12 protein-coding genes are annotated in these 18,292 nt (G+C 64.1%); 5 read left to right on the forward strand and 7 right to left on the reverse strand.

What is annotated here, in order from left to right; all coding sequences use genetic code 11:
- The first annotated feature begins 90 nt into the window (after window positions 1-90).
- On the forward strand, window positions 91-1,617 hold the full coding sequence (locus CHB97_RS21325; protein WP_089290086.1) for an acid phosphatase: 1,527 nt from the start codon (window positions 91-93) through the stop codon (window positions 1,615-1,617).
- A 22-nt stretch (window positions 1,618-1,639) separates the two neighbouring features.
- Here CHB97_RS21325 and CHB97_RS21330 read toward each other — a convergent pair whose 3' ends face one another.
- Window positions 1,640-2,323, reverse strand: a complete 684-nt coding sequence (locus CHB97_RS21330) for a phytanoyl-CoA dioxygenase family protein (RefSeq protein ID WP_089290087.1) — start codon at window positions 2,321-2,323, stop codon at window positions 1,640-1,642.
- A 17-nt stretch (window positions 2,324-2,340) separates the two neighbouring features.
- Entirely contained in the window at window positions 2,341-3,615 is a 1,275-nt protein-coding gene (gene tyrS, locus CHB97_RS21335; RefSeq protein WP_089290036.1) for a tyrosine--tRNA ligase, read from the reverse strand.
- 92 nt (window positions 3,616-3,707) lie between these two features.
- Between tyrS and CHB97_RS21340 the strand changes: the two genes are divergently transcribed.
- Both CHB97_RS21340 and CHB97_RS21345 read left to right on the forward strand, forming a co-directional pair.
- On the forward strand, window positions 3,708-4,787 hold the full coding sequence (locus CHB97_RS21340; RefSeq protein ID WP_089290037.1) for an anhydro-N-acetylmuramic acid kinase: 1,080 nt from the start codon (window positions 3,708-3,710) through the stop codon (window positions 4,785-4,787).
- Between the two features lie 124 nt (window positions 4,788-4,911).
- The gene (locus CHB97_RS21345; protein ID WP_089290038.1) at window positions 4,912-7,047 is read left to right on the forward strand and encodes a prolyl oligopeptidase family protein; all 2,136 of its coding nucleotides are present in this window, start codon (window positions 4,912-4,914) and stop codon (window positions 7,045-7,047) included.
- A 54-nt stretch (window positions 7,048-7,101) separates the two neighbouring features.
- On the opposite strand, the gene CHB97_RS21350 is transcribed toward CHB97_RS21345, so the two are convergent.
- A complete protein-coding gene (locus tag CHB97_RS21350; RefSeq protein ID WP_089290088.1) occupies window positions 7,102-8,073 on the reverse strand; it encodes a GNAT family N-acetyltransferase in 972 nt (323 codons plus the stop codon).
- A 71-nt stretch (window positions 8,074-8,144) separates the two neighbouring features.
- Here CHB97_RS21350 and epmA point away from each other — a divergent pair, with 71 nt between their 5' ends.
- Window positions 8,145-9,197, forward strand: coding sequence for an EF-P lysine aminoacylase EpmA (gene epmA / locus CHB97_RS21355; protein ID WP_089290039.1), 1,053 nt, complete (start codon window positions 8,145-8,147; stop codon window positions 9,195-9,197).
- A 74-nt stretch (window positions 9,198-9,271) separates the two neighbouring features.
- On the opposite strand, the gene lpdA is transcribed toward epmA, so the two are convergent.
- A complete protein-coding gene (gene lpdA / locus CHB97_RS21360; protein WP_089290089.1) occupies window positions 9,272-10,681 on the reverse strand; it encodes a dihydrolipoyl dehydrogenase in 1,410 nt (469 codons plus the stop codon).
- Window positions 10,682-10,989: 308 nt separating this feature from the next.
- Between lpdA and CHB97_RS21365 the strand changes: the two genes are divergently transcribed.
- Entirely contained in the window at window positions 10,990-12,411 is a 1,422-nt protein-coding gene (locus CHB97_RS21365; protein ID WP_089290040.1) for a methyl-accepting chemotaxis protein, read from the forward strand.
- 61 nt (window positions 12,412-12,472) lie between these two features.
- Here CHB97_RS21365 and CHB97_RS21370 read toward each other — a convergent pair whose 3' ends face one another.
- The 3 genes from CHB97_RS21370 to CHB97_RS21380 all read right to left on the reverse strand — a co-directional run bounded on the left by CHB97_RS21370 (window position 12,473) and on the right by CHB97_RS21380 (window position 18,225).
- On the reverse strand, window positions 12,473-13,228 hold the full coding sequence (locus tag CHB97_RS21370) for a FadR/GntR family transcriptional regulator (RefSeq protein WP_089290041.1): 756 nt from the start codon (window positions 13,226-13,228) through the stop codon (window positions 12,473-12,475).
- 228 nt (window positions 13,229-13,456) lie between these two features.
- Window positions 13,457-16,594, reverse strand: coding sequence for a glycoside hydrolase family 2 TIM barrel-domain containing protein (locus CHB97_RS21375; RefSeq protein ID WP_244559653.1), 3,138 nt, complete (start codon window positions 16,592-16,594; stop codon window positions 13,457-13,459).
- Window positions 16,595-16,653: 59 nt separating this feature from the next.
- Window positions 16,654-18,225, reverse strand: a complete 1,572-nt coding sequence (locus CHB97_RS21380; protein WP_089290042.1) for a glycerol-3-phosphate dehydrogenase/oxidase — start codon at window positions 18,223-18,225, stop codon at window positions 16,654-16,656.
- Between the last annotated feature and the right edge of the window lie 67 nt (window positions 18,226-18,292).

Raw genomic sequence — 18,292 nt, forward strand, 5'->3', positions numbered from 1 at the left:
ATATCCTGCCGCAGCGAATGATCATGAAAACGACATGCGGTAGGAGTAGGGAAAGCCCAACCCGTCCGCCCGTATTTTAAGAGAATGCCGATGCGTACCCGCCCCCTGCTATTGCCGATGCTGCTGGCCGCCACCGCGCTGACCTCCCCTGCCCTGGCGGCCACGCCCAAGGGGCTGGAAAAGATTGAAACGGTGGTGGTGATCTATGCCGAAAACCGCAGTTTCAATAATCTTTATGGCCATTTCCCCGGAGCTGACGGGCTGGCACAGGCGGAAAAATCCGGCATTGTGCAGGCCGACCGCGACGGCAAGCCGCTGGCCGAACTGCCGCCGGTCTGGGGCGGGCTGACGGCCAAGGGGGTGACACCTGCCGTCACCCAGGCCCAAACCGAACATCTGCCCAATGCGCCGTTCGCCATCGATGATCCCAAGGGCTTTAATCAGTCGCTGGGTATCGCCACCCGCGACCTGTGGCATCGCTTCTATCAGAACCAGATGCAGATCAATGGCGGCCGCAATGACAAATTCGCCGCCTGGGGTGATACGGGCGGGCTGGTGATGGGCCATTATGATGGCTCCAAACTGCCACTCTGGCAGGTGGCACAGCGTTACACGCTGGCCGACCATTTCTTCATGGGCGGGTTTGGCGGTTCCTTCTTCAACCATTTCCAACTGGCCTGCGCCTGCGCGCCCTTTTATCCCGATGCGGATAAAAGCCCGGCCAAGGATCTGATTTCCCAGGTCGGGCCGGATGGCGTGACCCTGGTACTGGCCGAGAATTCACCGGCTTCGGCCCTGCAGGGGCCGCCGAAATTTGCCAAGGATGGCAACCTGACGCCGGATTTCTACGCCGTCAACACCATGCAGCCCCCCTATCAGCCCAGCAATAACAAGCCGGCCCCCGGCGGCGATCCGGCCTATGCCGACCCGGCCGCCCCAACCACCCTGCCGCCGCAGACCCAGACCACCATCGGCGATCTGCTGTCGGCCAAGGGGGTCAGTTGGGCCTGGTACGCGTCGGCCTTCAATGCCACCCTGGCTGGGCAGAATGCCTCACCGGCGCCGAACTTCCAGTTCCACCACCAGCCCTTCAATTACTTCGCCAATTACGCCCCCGGCACGAAGGCGCGGGCGGAACATCTGCGCGATGGCGGCATGGACGGGGCGGAATTCATCAAGGCCGTCGATGCCGGCAAGCTGCCCCAGGTCAGCTTTTACAAGCCACAGGGCAATCTGAACGAACATGCGGGCTATGCCGATGTGATCAGCGGCGATCAGCACATCGCCGACATTGTGAAGCATCTGGAAAAGAGCCCGCAATGGAAGCACATGCTGGTCATTGTCACCTATGATGAAAATGGCGGCTTCTGGGACCATGTGGCCCCGCCCAAGGGGGACCGTTTCGGCCCCGGCACCCGCATCCCGGCGATCATCATCTCCCCCCACGCCAAGAAGGGGTTTATCGACCATACGCAGTATGACACCACGTCCATCCTGCGTTTCATCACCAAGCGCTATGGCCTGCCGACGCTGGAGGGCATCAAGACCCGCGATGCCGCCTTGGCAGCCAATGGCGCAAAGCCGCTGGGCGACCTGACCAACGCGCTGGATCTGTAAGCAAGGGGGGCTGGCGGGGCGGTTATACGCCCTGCCATTCTAGGGGCGGCGGTAGCGCAGCAGCGGCGTAATCCACATGCAGCACCCGCCGCCGCGTCGGCTGCCGTGCCACCTCGGACGCATGAAGGATCAAGGTGGCATAAGCCCAGGCATCTCCGGCCTGGGCAAGACAGGCATGATGCCCGGTGGTGGCAACCACCGACGCAATATCCGCCTCTGCCACCGCGCCAAGACGGTGGGAGCCGGGGGCAATCAGCAGAGGGGCATTATCCGGTCCAACATCATCCAGATGCAGGCGGATGGTGACCATCCCTGCCAGAATTTCCACCGGTGGGGCAACATGCGGTATGCCGGTCTTCACGGACCAGGGGCCGAAGCCGGGCACGTCGTGGCGGGCGGTTACGGCGATGGTGCGATCCTGATGCCAGGGAACCTGCCAATTTGTCTGTGCCGTCTTGTCGAACAGCAAGGCCCGCACCGGCCTTGCCCCCTGCCCCAGCAAGTCGCCCGCCAGACCACCAACCGCCCCATCCGGCCCCAGTAGGTGGGACAGAAGCGGGTTATGGCTCAGCCGCAAACCGGGCCGCTCCAGCGGAAAAGGGGCAAGCCCCTCGCACAGCGCGGCAACAGCTTGCAAGCCGATCAGGGCCGGAACCCGCAGCGCGCCGATGGCGGCGGCAGATTCCGGCCAACGGGCACCGTTCATCACGGCACCCGCGCCCATCAGACCGGCTTCACCAGGGCGTGGCGCTTCTTGCCGGCGGAAAGCTTGATCACGCCGTCATCGCCGATATGGGAGGCGTAGAGCTTGTACGCCTCGTCCGACACGGCAGCGTCATTCACCTTCACGCCATTGCCCTTGATCAGGCGACGCGCTTCGCCCTTGCTGGCGGACAGGCCGGTCTGCACCATCAGGTCGGCCAGATAGGCACCATCGGTCAGGCTGCCTTGCGGGATTTCCACCGTGGGCAGGCCGTCGGCCGCCACCCCTTCCTCGAACGTGCGGCGGGCGGTTTCGGCGGCCTGTTCGGCAGCCTCCCGGCCGCGCACCAGGGCGGTGATCTCAGTGGCCAGGATCTTCTTGGCCTCGTTGATCTCCGCCCCTGCCAAGGCACCCAGGCGGGCGATTTCATCCAGCGGCAGTTCGGTGAACAGCTTCAGGAAGCGGACGACATCCGCATCTTCCGTGTTGCGCCAGTACTGCCAGAAATCCAGGTTGGACAGCCGATCCTCGTTCAGCCAGACGGCCCCGGCGGCGGTTTTGCCCATTTTGGCACCCGATGCCGTGGTCAGCAGCGGGCAGGTGAAGCCATACAGGTCGGCCTGGGCGATGCGGCGGCCCAGTTCCACCCCATTGACGATATTGCCCCACTGGTCACTGCCGCCGGTTTGCAGCGAACAGCCGTAACGGCGGCTCAGTTCGACGAAATCATAGGCCTGGAGGATCATGTAATTGAATTCCAGGAAGGTCAGCGGCTGTTCACGGTCCAGGCGCAGCTTCACCGAATCAAAGCTCAACATGCGGTTGATGGTGAAGTGGCGGCCGATATCGCGCAGGAACGGGATATATTCCAGCTGGTCCAGCCAGTCGGCATTATTCACCAGCCGGGCGGTGCCGGGGGCGCCGTCGCCAAAGGTGAACATGCGGTCGAACACGCCCTTGATGCTGTCGATATTGGCGTTGATATCCTCGGTCGTCAGCAGCTTGCGGGTTTCGTCACGGCCGGACGGGTCGCCGATCTTGGTGGTACCGCCGCCCATCAACAGGATGGGGTTGTTGCCCGTCTTGCCCAGCCAGCGCTGGATCATGGTGGGCAGCAGATGGCCGACATGCAGGCTGTCCGCCGTGGCATCATAGCCATTATAGGCCGTGACCGGGCCTTCCAGGAATTTCTTGTCCAGCGCTTCCAGGTCGGTCGCCTGATGATAATAGCCACGCTCCACCATCACGCGCAGGAAGTCGGATTTGATGTTCGCGGGTGCGGTGGTCGTGGTCATGATCTCTCAAACCTTGGTCTTTGATCGAAGTTGATCGCCCCTATGGGCAAGGGCGTGGTAGCACAGTTGCCAGCAATGGGCACGAGGGCACGATGGCAGGGCAGGTTTTCACCGCATTGGGTCTGATGAGCGGCACGTCGATGGATGGCATCGATGCCGCCCTGATCCGTACCGACGGGCATGGGCTGGTGGAACCGCTGGGCTTCCTGTTCGCCCCCTATCGCCGGGCCTTCCGCGACCGGCTGCGCGCCGTGCTGGGCGGGGTGGGCGATGTGGCGGGTGTGGAACAGGAACTGACCGACCTGCACGCCGACGCGGTGGCCAGTGCGCTGCGCGTGCATGACCTGACCCCGGATCAGGTGGACCTGATCGGTTTTCACGGCCACACCATCCTGCACGCGCCCGACCGGCGGCATACCTGGCAGATCGGCGATGGGGCCCGGCTGGCGGCTTCCACCGGCATTGATGTGGTGTTTGATTTTCGCACGGCGGACGTGAAGGCGGGTGGCCAGGGGGCGCCGCTGGTGCCGCTGTACCATCAGGCACTGGTGGGCGATCTGGAACGACCTGTCGCCATTCTGAATATTGGCGGGGTGGCCAATGTCACTTGGCTGGGGCCGGGGGAGCTGGATGTGCTTGCCTTTGATACCGGCCCCGGCAATGCGCTGGTGGATGACCTGATCCTGTCGCGCACGGGCGAGCCCTATGATGATGGCGGGCGGATCGCGGCCACGGGCAAGGTGGATATGGACCTGCTGGTCCGGCTGCTGGATCATGGTTATTTCCAGGCCCCACCGCCCAAATCGCTGGACCGCGACGCCTGGAACCGCACGGCGCTGACCAATCTGGATACTGCCGATGCGGCGGCCACGCTGACGGCCTTCACGGCGGAAAGCATCGTGCGGGCGCTGGACCATCTGCCCACCCCGCCGCGCCGCTGGCTGGTCTGCGGCGGGGGGCGGCGCAATGAAACCCTGATGTGGATGCTGGCCGAACGGCTGGGCGTGCCGGTATCGCCGGTGGATGGCTTGGGCTGGAACGGCGACGCGCTGGAGGCAGAGGCTTTTGCCTATCTGGCGGTGCGCTCACGCCTGGGCCTGCCCTTGTCGCTGCCCGGCACCACGGGCGTGCCGTACCCCCTGACCGGCGGGCGATTCAGCCCGGTAGGGTGATTTTGTTTCCGGCTTGTTACGGTCGCTTAACCGGGCGCGCTATGGATGGTACCAATTGCATCCTAACCAAAGACCGGTGACGTCGGACGGTGCCGGTCATCCCCGGAACAGGTGGAACAGGCCCATGGTTTTTCGCAAGGCATTGCTGACGGCGGTGGCCGTCGTGGCGTTGGCCGCAACGGCGGCGCAGGGAGAAGACAAGGTGCAGGAACCGGCTTTCGCCGCTGCTGAGGCAGCCAAGGATCCCTTCGTCTGGCTGGAGGAAGTGGAAGGTGCCAAGGCGCTGGACTGGGGCCGCAAGCATAACGAGGCCACCTTTGCCCGCCTGAAGAACGATCCGCGTTTCGAGCCGATCCGCGCCGAGGCGGAAAAGGTGCTGACCGCCAAGGATCGCATCGCCTATGGCAGCCTGGAAGGCGGCAAGGTCGATAATTTCTGGCAGGACCAGACCAATGTGCGCGGCGTATGGCGGCGCACCAGCCTGGACAGCTATAAATCCCAGGATACCCAGTGGGATATCGTGCTGGATATCGACAAGCTGGCCAAGGAAGAGGGCAAGAACTGGGTCTATAAGGGCCATAATTGCGTCGGCGCCGATGCCACGCGCTGCCTGGTCTATCTGTCCGACGGCGGCAAGGATGCCGTCACCGTGCGGGAATTCGACGTCAAGACCAAGAGCTTCGTCAAGGACGGGTTCCAACTGCCGGAATCCAAGCAGACCATCGACTGGGCCGATGAAAACACCCTGATGGTGGCGACCAACTTTGGCCCCGACAGCATGACCGACAGCGGTTATGCGCGGCAGGTAAGGCTGTGGAAGCGCGGCACCGATCTGGCCAAGGCACCGCTGTTGCTGGAAGTGGGCAAGCAGGATGTCTGGGCCCGGCCCTATGCCGTGCGCCGCCCCGAAGGCACCACCCTGCTGGTGCAGCGCGGCCCGGATTTCTTCACCGAGGAATGGCATCTGGTCGGTGCCGACGCCAAGACCACCAAGCTGGCTTTGCCGCTGGGCATTGAGCTGCGCGGCGTGATGAATGGCGACCTGATCCTGTCGCTGCGCGATGACTGGGCTGTGGCCGGCAAGACGCTGAAGAAGGGCGATCTGGTCGCCCTGCCGCTGGCCCAGGCGGCCGCTGGCAAGGTCACATCGGTCGATGTCATCTATTCGCCGGGTGAGACTGCTGCCATCCAGGGCGTGGCCCTGGCGCAGGATGCCATCTATATTGACCTGCTGGATAATGTGACCGGCAAGCTGCTGGCCACCCGCAAGGGCACCGGCGGCTGGCAGCAGACCGCCATCGACCTGCCGGCCAATGGCAGCCTGAACATCATCTCCACCGATGCCTTCAGCACCGATGTGCTGGTCAGCTACACTAACTTCCTGCAGCCCGACACGCTGTATCTGATGGAAAAGGGGGGCAAGCCGCAGGGTATCAAGGCGCTGCCGGCCCGGTTTGATGCCGCCCCCTTCACCACCGAACAGCGCTTTGCCACCAGCAAGGATGGCACCAAGGTGCCGTACTTCATCGTGCGGCCGAAGAACCAGAAGGCGGATGGCAATAACCCCACCCTGCTGTATGGCTATGGCGGTTTCGAGATTTCGATGACCCCGTCCTACATGTCCGTGCTGGGCAAGGCCTGGCTGGAACAGGGCGGCACCTATGTGGTGGCCAATATCCGTGGCGGCGGGGAATTCGGCCCCCGCTGGCACCAGGCGGCCCTGAAGCAGAACCGCCAGCGCGCCTATGATGATTTCCAGGCCGTGGCCGAGGATCTGATCAAGACCAAGGTGACCAAGCCGGCCAAGCTGGGCATCCAGGGTGGGTCCAATGGCGGGTTGCTGACCGGCGTGACCATGACCCAGCGCCCGGACCTGTTCGGGGCCGTCATCGTGGCTGTGCCGCTGCTGGACATGATGCGCTATCACACGCTGCTGGCCGGTGCCTCCTGGATGGGGGAATATGGCAACCCGGAAATCCCGGCGGAACGCGAATGGCTGGCCAAGTTCAGCCCGTACCAGAACATCAAGAAGGATGTGAAGTACCCGGAAGCGCTGGTTTACACCTCCACCAAGGATGACCGCGTGCATCCGGGCCATGCCCGCAAGTTCGTGGCCAAGCTGGAAAGCCTGGGCCATCCGGTGATGTATTACGAGAATATGGAAGGCGGCCATTCAGCCGCTGCCAACCTGAAACAGCGCGCGGAAGTGACGGCCCTGCAGGTGGTCTATCTGACGCAGAAGCTGGTGGACGGAAAGTAAGGGGAAAGGCGGCTGCCGATGGGTGGCCGCCTTTTTTCCTCAAGGAGGGGGGGCCTACCGCCACGCCCCCACCAACTCCACCTCTTCCCCGCCCATGCCGCGTTTGAAGGCGGTGACGCCGGCGGCGTGATCAGGCAGTAACCCGCCCAGGTCGAACCATTCCCGCCCTTGCGCCTTCAATTCCTGCACCGCCCGCCAGAGTAGCAGGTTATGCGCCCGCGCTGACCGACCGGCGGCACTGCTCCAGCCGATCTGATATGTCGCGGCCTTGCCATGGCCCAGCACCATGATACCGGCCACCGGCACCCCGTCCTTCACGGCGCGCAGCAGCAGGATATCGCCATCCTTATGCATGCCAGTACGCATACGGATGACCAGTTGCGGGGAGGGGCCGCGATAGCGTTTGGCTGCCTTGTCGGCCTGATATTGTTCCAGCAGCCAGGGCAGTTGCTGCTTGCCATCGCGGTCGATTTCCACGCTCAGCCCGGCGCGCTCGGCCTGGTTCAGGGCGTTGCGCCATTTCTGCGCCAAACCTGCCCGCAACGCCGCCGCGTCCTGGCGCAAATCCAGCCAGATGGTGCGATAGCCCGGTGCCTTGTCGCGCCGCCAGCCGGCCCAGCGCATCATGGCTTCCGCCTCCTCCCCCGCCGGCCATTCCGGCACCAGGGCCGGCCAGCAGAAGGGGCCGGGGCGGTATTCCTGGCGCAGCAGCTTCATCACCATGGCAAAGACGGCCGGCTTGCGCGCCACCGGCAACAGCAGCGGCCCGCGATGCAGCCGCACCAGCCGGATCAGTTTGGCGATGCGTTTTTCCGTCACCACCACCAGCCCGACGGGATTATCGGCCAGCTCAATAATGCCCAGCCTTGGGCGCCAGCGCTCTGTCGTATAAAACGCCTGGGAATAGCCGAAACCCTGGGTCAGGGTGCTCTGCCCGCAATCGGCCAGCAGCCGCGCCCATTCCGACAGGCGACCGACATCCCAGATAATACGGAGGTTCGGGGTTTCCGGGGGAGGACTCGACATCGGGGCCGGTTGCATGACAGATCAAAGGGAAAGGGAGAGTGCCCCGCTTTTCCCGCCCCGTCGAGACATGGATGATGAGCAAGCAAGCCCCCTGGTGGCATCCCGATCATTTCCAGGCCAAGCGCCCGCATCTGGCGGTGCGCCAGCAGGTGCTGCGCACCGCGCGGCACTGGTTTGAAGATCAGGGCTTTGATGAGGTGGAGACACCGGCCCTGCAGATTTCCCCCGGTCTGGAGGTGCATCTGGTGGCCTTTGCCACCGATCTGGTGGGGCCGCACCCGGATGACCGAATCCGGCTCTACCTTCATACCAGCCCGGAATTCACCATGAAGAAGCTGCTGGCGGCGGGTGTGTCCAAGCTGTTCCAGCTTTCGCATGTCTATCGCAACGGGGAACGATCGGGCACGCATCACCCGGAATTTTCCATGCTGGAATGGTACCGCGCCGGGGCTGGATATCGTGACCTGATGGGCGATTGCGTGGCGCTGACCCGTGCCGCCTGCACCGCCGCCGGGCGGGACAAGCTGCGCTTCCGGGGCACGGAAAGCGACCCGTTTGCGGAATGGGAGGTGTTGAGCGTGGCCGATGCCTTCCATACCTATGCCGGGATCGACCTGCTGGCCACCGCCCCTGACCCGCTGCGCCCCGACCGCGACCGGCTGGCGGCGGAGGTGACGCGCATCGGCATCCGCGTGGCGGAAAGCGATACCTGGGAAGACCTGTTCTTCCGCGTCAGCCTGGACCGGATCGAACCGCATCTGGGTTTTGGCCGGCCCACATTCCTGACCGATTACCCGGTCTCCATGGCAGCCCTGGCCCGGCCCAAGCCCGACGATCCGCGTGTGGCGGAACGGTTTGAGCTGTATGCCTGTGGCGTGGAACTGGCCAATGCCTTTGGGGAGTTGACCGACCCGGTGCTGCAGCGCCGCCGGTTTGAGGCCGACATGGCCGAGAAGGAGCGGCTCTATGGGGAGCGGTATCCGATTGACGAGGATTTCCTGGCAGCACTGCCGCTGATGCCCGACAGCGCCGGCATCGCGCTGGGCTTTGACCGGCTGGCCATGCTGGTGGCCGGGGCGGATAATATCGATCAGGTGCTGTGGGCGCCGGTGGCGCTGCCCTGATGGTCAATATATGACAAGGGCCGGGGAGGTCACCCTCCCCGGCCCTTCTCTGCATCCCTTGCGGGGACCGCCGTTCACATATGGATCGGGCGGCCGGCAACGGCCATGGCGGCTTCCTTGATGGCTTCCGTCAGGGTCGGGTGGGCATGGCTGGTGCGGTAGATATCTTCCGACGAGGCGCCGAATTCCACCGCCAGGCACAGTTCCTCGATCATCTCACCGGCAGAGGCACCGATGATGTGCGCACCCAGCACCTTGTCGGTCTTGGCGTCGGCCAGGATCTTCACAAAGCCCTCGGTCGCGTTCATCGACCGGGCGCGGCCATTGGCGGTGAAGGGGAACTTGCCGGCCTTATAGGCGACACCTTCGGCCTTCAACTGCTCTTCCGTCTTGCCGACGGTGGCCACTTCCGGCCAGGTGTAAACAACGCCGGGGATGGCATCGTAATTGATGTGGCCGGACTGGCCCGCCATCACTTCCGCCGCGACAACGCCTTCCTCTTCCGCCTTGTGAGCCAGCATCTGGCCGGCGATCACGTCGCCAATGGCCCAGATGCCGGGCACGTTGGTGCGGAAATGATGGTCGGTCTTGATGCGGCGGCGTTCATCCAGTTCCACGCCCACAGCTTCCAGGCCCAGACCATCGGTGTAGGGACGGCGGCCGATGGCCACCAGCACGATATCGGCCTGGATCGTCTCCGCCGCACCGCCCTTGGCCGGCTCCACCGTCAGGGTGACGCTGTCACCCTCAACCGTGGCACCCGTCACCTTGGTGGACAGCTTGAAGTCGATGCCCTGCTTGCCAAAAATCCGCTGGGACTGCTTGGAAACCTCGCCATCCATGGTCGGCAGGATGCGGTCCAGATATTCAATAACCGTGACCTTGGCACCCAGGCGCTGCCAGACGGAACCCAGTTCCAGGCCGATGACGCCGCCGCCGATCACCACCAGATGGCCCGGCACCTTTTCCAGCTCCAGCGCACCGGTGGAAGACACGATCCGCTTTTCATCAATCGTCACGCCCGGCAGCGGCATCACGTCGGAGCCGGTGGCGATCAGGATGTTCTTGGCGGTGACTTCCTCAGTCGAACCATCTTCCTTCGTCACCAGCACAATGCCGGCGGCCTTGATGGAACCCTTGCCAAGGATGCGCGTGACCTTGTTCTTCTTGAACAGGAAATCCACACCAGTGACGTTGGACTTCACCACCTCGTCCTTGTGCTTCATCAGGCCGGCAAAATCCAGCTCAACGCCCGAGACCTTCACGCCGAAGGCACCCAGATGGTGCTTGGCTTCGCTGTACTTTTCCGATGCGACCAGCAGCGCCTTGGAAGGGATGCAGCCGACATTCAGGCAGGTACCGCCCAGGGTCTTGCGCATCTCCACGCACGCCACGCGCATGCCAAGCTGGGCCGCGCGGATGGCGGCAACATAACCGCCGGGGCCGGCGCCGATGACGACGAGATCGAATTGGGTGTCCGCCATGGGAATAACCATCCGTTGCTGTGCTGCCCCTGGGCATAAGGGCCGGTTTCATTCGCGGAACCCCTTATGGCAAGGCCGCCCGCCGATGTCCACCGCCCGGCCATGGTAACAGCCGTGGCGTTGTTACATGGCTGAAGGCGGTCGCCTGTACATCCCCGACATAAGTGTATTGTCGGTTTACGTTGTTTTAAGCAAGAATCGACCAATGGCCTATAGCGGCAGGCACTGTTGCCCGTTCATTCTCCCCCTCTATGACAAGTCAGAGTCGCAATGATGAAAGCGACCGACCATACCGGGAGGCAAATGCCATGGATCAAGCCTATGCAGGCAACGGAAAGCCCGTCACCAGCGCAGGCACCAGCCAGGCCATCGCGGAGCTGGCGCAGGAGGTCGGAACGCTGGGCGTTTCCATCGCCGATGTGACCGGCTATGTCGATGATGTCAGCCGCCGTATCCGCCAGCAGGCGGAGATATTCGAGTCCTTGCGCCGGGAGGCGCTGGAGATGAAGGCCGGCAACACCCAGGTGACGGCCGCGACATCCGCCGCGCGGGAAGTGACGGGCAAGGCCCGTGCCCAGGCGGTGGAAAGCCGATCCCAGGTGGACCAAGCGCTGACAGAAATCCGCGCCCTGGCCGCCGATGTCACCGGCATTGAACAGCAATTGCGCGGCCTGACCGATGCCTTGTCACGCGTCGGCAAGGTGGCCGGTGAGATCAACACCATCGCCAAGCAGACCAACCTGCTGGCGCTGAATGCCACCATTGAGGCGGCACGCGCCGGCGATGCCGGGCGCGGCTTCGCCGTGGTGGCAACGGAGGTGAAGGCGCTGGCCAACAAAACGGCGGAGGCGACGCAGGAAATCGACGCCACCATGCGCGACCTGGGCGAACAGGTGAAGGCCCTGGCCAACAAGGGTGCCGCCGGCAGCGCCAAGGCCGCCAGGGTGCGCAATGAAACCGACCAGATCGGCCGCACCATGCAGGTGCTGGCCGACGCGATGGGCGAAGTGGACCGTCAGCAGGAACATATCGATGCCGCCGCCCGTGCCATCGGCGGCAGTATTGAAACCGTGGACGGCCGGATTGGCGACATGGCCGGCGGGGTGAAGGAAAGCAGCGCCAGCCTGGCCCAGGCGGGGGAGCGGTTGAGCAACCTGCTCTCCCTCAGCGAACGGCTGATCGGCCATACTGCCAAGCTGGATGTGGAGACGGTGGACACGCCCTATATCCGCGCCACCCAGGCCGCCGCCCGGCAGATTTCCGCCGCCTTTGAGCGGGCCTTGGCCGAGGGCAGCATTCAGGTTTCCGACCTGTTTGACGAGGATTACCAGCCCGTCGCCGGCAGCGACCCGCAGCAGCATATGGCCCGCTTCACCAACCTGACCGACCGGCTGCTGCCGGCCATTCAGGAACCGCTGCTGACCCTGACCGACAAGGTGGTGTTCTGCGTGGCGCTGGACCGCAATGGCTATCTGCCCACGCATAACCGGAAATTCAGCGATCCGCAGCGCCCCGGCGATGCGGCCTGGAACGCCGCCCATTGCCGCAACCGCCGCATCTTCAACGACCGGGTGGGGCTGGCCGCCGGGCGCAACACCCAGCCCTTCCTGTTGCAGGCCTATCGCCGCGACATGGGCAACGGCACCTATACCCTGATGAAGGATTGTTCAGCCCCGATCCAGGTGGCGGGCCGACATTGGGGGGCACTGCGGCTGGCTTACCGGGTATAGGGCCACCCTCCGCCCCACTTCCGCCGGTCCCCGATCGCGTCCCTCGCACCGGGGTCCGGTGTCAATCCTCCTCGGCCCCCGTCGCTTCCATGGTTTCCTTCGCCTGCTCGATCAGGGTCATCGCCTCCACCATCAAATGACGCATGGCGGCCGATGCCGCGTCGGGATCGCTGGCGAAGATGGCGTCGGCGACGCGCTGATGGTCGGCCACGCTGGCCAGCCGCACGCCCTTGCGCCGGTTGGTCAGCCGGATCGACGTGCGCAGCGCCGCCTCGATCAGCCCGCGCAGCTGGGCATAGAAACGATTGCCGCTGGCTTCCAGAATCGCAACATGGAAGGCAATGTCAGAGGTCAGCGGATCATCGTCGCCGGCTTCCGCCGCCTTCATCCGGTTCAGCGCCGCCGTGATGGCCTCCTTGGCCTTGGCGTCGGCATGGCGGGCCGCCAGGGCCGCCGCCAGCGGTTCAATGGCCAGCCGGACTTGTGTGAATTCCAGCAGCAGGCCGGGGGAGAATTTCCGCTCCAGCAGCCAATAGAGCACATCGGGGTCCAGCAGGTTCCAATTGCGCTCCGGCTCAATCCAGGTGCCCTGACGGGGGCGGGCCTTCAGCAGGCCCTTGGCCGTCAGCATCTTCACCGCTTCGCGCAGCACGCTGCGGCTGGCCCCCAGCTGCTTGCACAGCTCCGCCTCGGTCGGGAACGGGTTGCCCACGCCATAGGTGCCGGTGACGATATCCACGCCCAGGCGCTGCAGGATTTCATAGGTGAAGTTGCGGCCCATTTCGTGGCGCAGGCCCCTTGCATTGCCATTAGTCATCTGAACAGAACTCCACAGAAGCCGCGACGGCACTCCACTGCCAGAAGAAGCGCCAGACGGGCGGGGCCCAACAGCGGGGGCGCTGTTGAAAGGGTGCAGATAAGAGAGGGGCGGCTGAGGTACCGGGCAGGTATTATATATGATAAATACAGGCCCGGTAAAGCCGCCCTACTGTCAGACAGCGCCTTGAATTTCAGGCTCCATTACAGACATGGAACGATTGCGTAATCAACCGCCCAGCCGGAAACGGAAGCTGGTGGCGGCCACCTTCAGGCGATAGGGCGGCAGGGCGCGGCCATCCAGGCTCCACCCCGTATCGCCGCCGACACCCACCTGGCCGGCATCGATCAGCAGGCTGCCGATGGGGCCGGGCTGGATGTCGGAGCTGTGCGCCTTGCCCACCGGCTTCATCATCAGATCGGCATAGGGGAAGGCCAGGGCATTGACCGACAGCGGACCGGCCCCAGTCACCCGCAACATGGGCAGGCCCTGCCCTTGCAGGGTCAGCCAGCGCACATCCACCTTGTTGCCGGTTTCCTGCGGACGCACATAATCATGGTGCTGTTCGGCCAGCTTACCCTGCCACAGGCCCAGCGCCATCCCGCTCTTGCGGTCGGCATAGCTTTCCTGCGGGCCACGCCCGAACCAGGAAAGGTCGGTCAGGCTGGTGGGGATGCTGTAGGACAGGCCGATGCGCAGCGGGTCGGGCAGGTCATCCTTCACCGGCGTGAAGCTGCCCGTCACCTCCACCACCCCATCGGCCCCCATGGCATAGCGGGTTTCGAACCAGCCGCCGCCGGCCCCCAGCGCGTGGCGCACGGTCACGGCACCTTCCTTGTCGGCCTTGATCTCCCGCACATGGCGATATTGGGCGTCGGACAGTTCGCGCCAGACATCATGGGTCTTCTGCACGCCAGCCCCGATATCATTGTCGGTCAGCGCCCGGAAGAAATTGGGTGCCCCACCGGACAGCAGCAGCTTGCCCTGACGGGCATAGCGCTCCACCAGACCGGTTGCCCGGTCGATCACCAGTTCGGCATCGCCGGCAGTTAGGGTGATGCGGCCATCGCGGTCCACCAGCCTGGCATCTGCCGCCAGCAGCGCCGGGGCCGGCGGTTCGTTCAGGGCGAACTGCTCCCAGGCCACGACATGGCCCGCCGCCACGCCGGGGATGGCCCCCTCCCGCGCCAAAGCACGGAGGGTCAGCACATGGCTGCGCGTCTCCCCCGCCGCCGGGGCTGGGTAACGCGGCAGGGTCAGCTTGGCATTGCTGGCCGCCGGTACGTTGGGCACCTCCAGGCTACCGCTGGCCACCACCACGCCATCGGCCTCCACCTTCCAGTCGAAGCTGACCCCGGACAGGTCGATCATGTCGTGGCGGTTATGCAGGGTGACGGTGCCAGCCGCGGGGTCGAACCCGTCAAAGCCGATGGGGGCATAGACCTTGGCCAATTCATAATAATGCGGGTTGGGCGTGCGGTCGGACTGGATCAAGCCATCGGCCACAACGCTGAGATCCCCGCGCGGGTTGGGGCCGTAATCAAAGCCCGACGCCCAGTAATCCCGGCCCTGGGCATCCTTCAGGATCATGGACTGATCCACCCAATCCCAGACGAAACCGCCCTGCAATTTGCGATGCGCGCGGATGGCCTTCCAGTAATCTTCCAGATTGCCGAGCGAATTGCCCATGGCATGGGCATATTCGCACTGGATCAACGGCTGCTTGAAGGCGGGGTCGGTGGCGTAATCGACGATCTTGTCGATATCGTCATACATGGGCGCATAGATATCGACATAATCATTGGGCCGATGTTCCTGGGTCAGCGTGCCCCAGCCGAGATAGGAGACAAGGCGCGACGGGTCGCGCCCCTTCACCCATTTGCCCATCGCCTCAAAGGTGGGGCCGATGCCGGCCTCATTGCCCAGCGACCAGAAGATGATGGAAGGGTGGTTCTTGTCCCGCTCCACCATGCGGCGCAACCGGTCCAGGTGCGCCTCCTTCCATTCCGGCTTATAGCCCATCTGGTGGGCGGCGCGGTCGCCGGTCTTGTTACCCAGTTCCATGAATTCATGGGTTTCGATATTCGCCTCATCCATGATGTAGAGGCCATATTCATCGGCCAGATCATACAGGCGCGGATCGTTGGGATAGTGGGAGGTGCGCAGCGCGTTGACATTGGCCTGCTTCATCAACTCGATATCGCGGCGCATGGTTTCCAGACTGACAACGCGGAACGTATGTGGGTCATGTTCATGCCGGTTCACACCACGAATGGTGACGCGGCGGCCATTCACCTGCACCTCCCCATCCACCACCGCCACGGTACGGAAGCCAACGCGGCGGCTGGTCGCCTCAACCAGCTTGCCGTCACGGTCCAGCAGTTCGATCAGCAGCGTATAAAGATGCGGCGTTTCCGCCGACCAGGGGCGCACCCCCGGCACGGTGCCGGACAGGCTGACCGTGTCCTTCACGGCGGCCTGCTGGGTCAGCACCGGGGTGCTGCCATCCAACAAGGTGGCGCGCACCTGCCCACCCTTGGCGGCCTTCGCCCCGGCAATCGCCACATCCAGGGCGAAGGTGCCGTTCTGGAAGCTCTTATCCAGCCCGGCCTTCACCTCAAAATCACGCAGATGGGTGGTGGGGGCGGCATAGAGCGTGACCGAGCGTTCAATGCCGGAAACCCGCCAGAAATCCTGATCTTCCAGGTAAGAGCCATCGGCGAAACGATAAAGCTCAATCGCCACCACATTGGGCTGGCCGGGCTTCAGATGCGGGGTGACGTCGAATTCCGACGGCAGCTTGCTGTCCTCCGCATAGCCGACGCGCACGCCATTGACCCAGACATAATAGGCCGAACCGGCAGCCCCAATCTTCAGGAACACCTGCCGCCCGGCCCAATCCGCCGGAATGTCGATGCTGCGGCGGTACGACCCGACCTCGTTCATTTCATGCGGGATGAAAGGAGGATTCAGCGGGAACGGATAGTCGATATTGTTGAAATAGGGTTGGCCATAGCCCTGCGCCTGCATGATGCCCGGCACCTGGATGCTGCCCCAACCGCTGACATCAAAATCCGGGCGGTAAAAATCCTTCGGCCTTGCCTCCGGGTTGCGGGAATAGGCGAAGGACCATTTGCCATCCAGCGACAGGTGAAAGGGCTGCCCCGTGGTATCGCGCGCCAGGGCGGCCTCACGGCTGGTGAAACCGTCAAAGGTGGCGCGCGCCGGTTCCCGCCCGATGGCAAGGATATCCGGTCGCTCCCATTCGGCGCGCGTCGGCTCTGGCTCCACCGCCATGGCGGGGACCACCATCAGCGGGCAGAGCAGAAAAAGCGTGGCAAGGGCGGTTCCCAGGGGGCGGAGCATCGTCACGGGGCGACTTCCTTATTGGTTATGATCGGTGGATGGATGGCGAACGCCATCCATCACAGATGATGGGCAGCGGCAGTGGCGGCGAAGGCTTCCACCTGTTGCCGCTGCCAGGTCTCATCCCGGCCCAGTTCGGCGGCCATCAGGGCGGCCACCTTGGGTGCGGCTTCCAAGGCTGCCGCCGCATCCAGCAGCAGGGCGCGGGTGCGGCGGGCCAGCACATCCTCCACCGTGCGCGCCATTTCGGCCCGCACAGCATGGATGACCAGGGCGGTCGGATAAGGCAGGCGCGGATGCAGCGGGGCGGCCAGGGCCGGATCGGATGCCATCAGCGCCCGCACCGCATCGGCATCAGCGCCATAGACGGTCAACGGATCGGCATAATCGCCCGCCTTCTCCACCCAGCCAGCCAGATGCCGGTCGGCCGTGTTGGACGGCACGGACGGCAGCCCGGCCAGATCGGCAGCACGATCCACCGTCTGTTCGGCCATCTTGCGATAGGTGGTCCATTTCCCGCCGGTCAGCGTGATCAGGCCGGAAGGGTCAGTGATGATCAGATGGTCGCGCGGCACGGCGGAGGTGCCGGACACACCATCAGCCTTCACCAGCGGGCGAATACCGCTGAACACGGCCAGCACATCGGCGCGGCTGGGGGCCTTTTCCAGATAGAGGGCGGCATGGGTCAGCAGGAATTCGATTTCCTGTTCCAGCGGGCGCGGTTCCAGCGCGATCTCCGGGATGGGCGTGTCAGTGGTGCCGATAATGGCCCGGTCGTGCCAGGGCACGGCGAACAGCACCCGCCCATCGGCTGTTTTCGGCACCATCACCGCATCATCCCCCGGCAGGAAGGACCGATCCAGCACCAGATGAATCCCCTGGCTGAGCGACAGGGTGGAGGGGCGGGACGGATCGTCCAGATGCCGGGTCTGGTCGGTGAACAGCCCGGTGGCATTGATGATGGCGCGGGCGTTGGCCGTGCGTTCAACACCGGTTTCGCTATCCACGAACCGCACCCCCGTCACCTTGCCATCCTGCTTCAGCAGCCCGGTGACGGGGGCATGGTTGACCAACACGGCCCCGGCGTCCGCCGCACTCAAGCCCAAAGTCAGGGCCAGCCGCGCATCATCGAACTGCCCATCATAATAAAGAATGCCAGCCTTCAGCCCTGCCCGTTTCACCGTCGGCGCGCGGCGCAGAACCTCCGCCCGCGACAGCAGGCGGGACCGGCCCAGACCCAGCCGCCCGGCCAGCAGGTCGTACACCATCAACCCGGCACCATAGAAGGCGGCATCCCACCAGCGATAGACCGGCACGACAAAGGGCTGCTTGCGGGTGACATGCGGGGCATTGGCCAGCAGCCGCCCGCGTTCACGCAGCGCATCCATCACCAGCCCGATATTGCCCTGCGCCAGGTAGCGCACACCGCCATGCACCAGCTTGGTGGAGCGCGAGGAGGTGCCCTTGGCGAAATCATGCGCTTCCAGCAACAGGGCGCTGTATCCGCGCGCCGCCGCTTCCAGCGCCACGCCCAGGCCACTGGCCCCGCCGCCGATAATCACCAAGTCCCAGCACTTGCCGGGTTCGGCATCCAGCCGGGCGATGGAATGGTTGCGATCCAGGATCGACATTGTTTGTTCCCGTGAATTGGGGGGCGGGTTGAGGGGGAGTTAGAGAGATTGATTCACTTACAGTGCT

Origin of the sequence: Azospirillum sp. RU38E (assembly GCF_900188385.1) — a bacterium.
In the GTDB taxonomy this organism is placed as follows: domain Bacteria; phylum Pseudomonadota; class Alphaproteobacteria; order Azospirillales; family Azospirillaceae; genus Niveispirillum.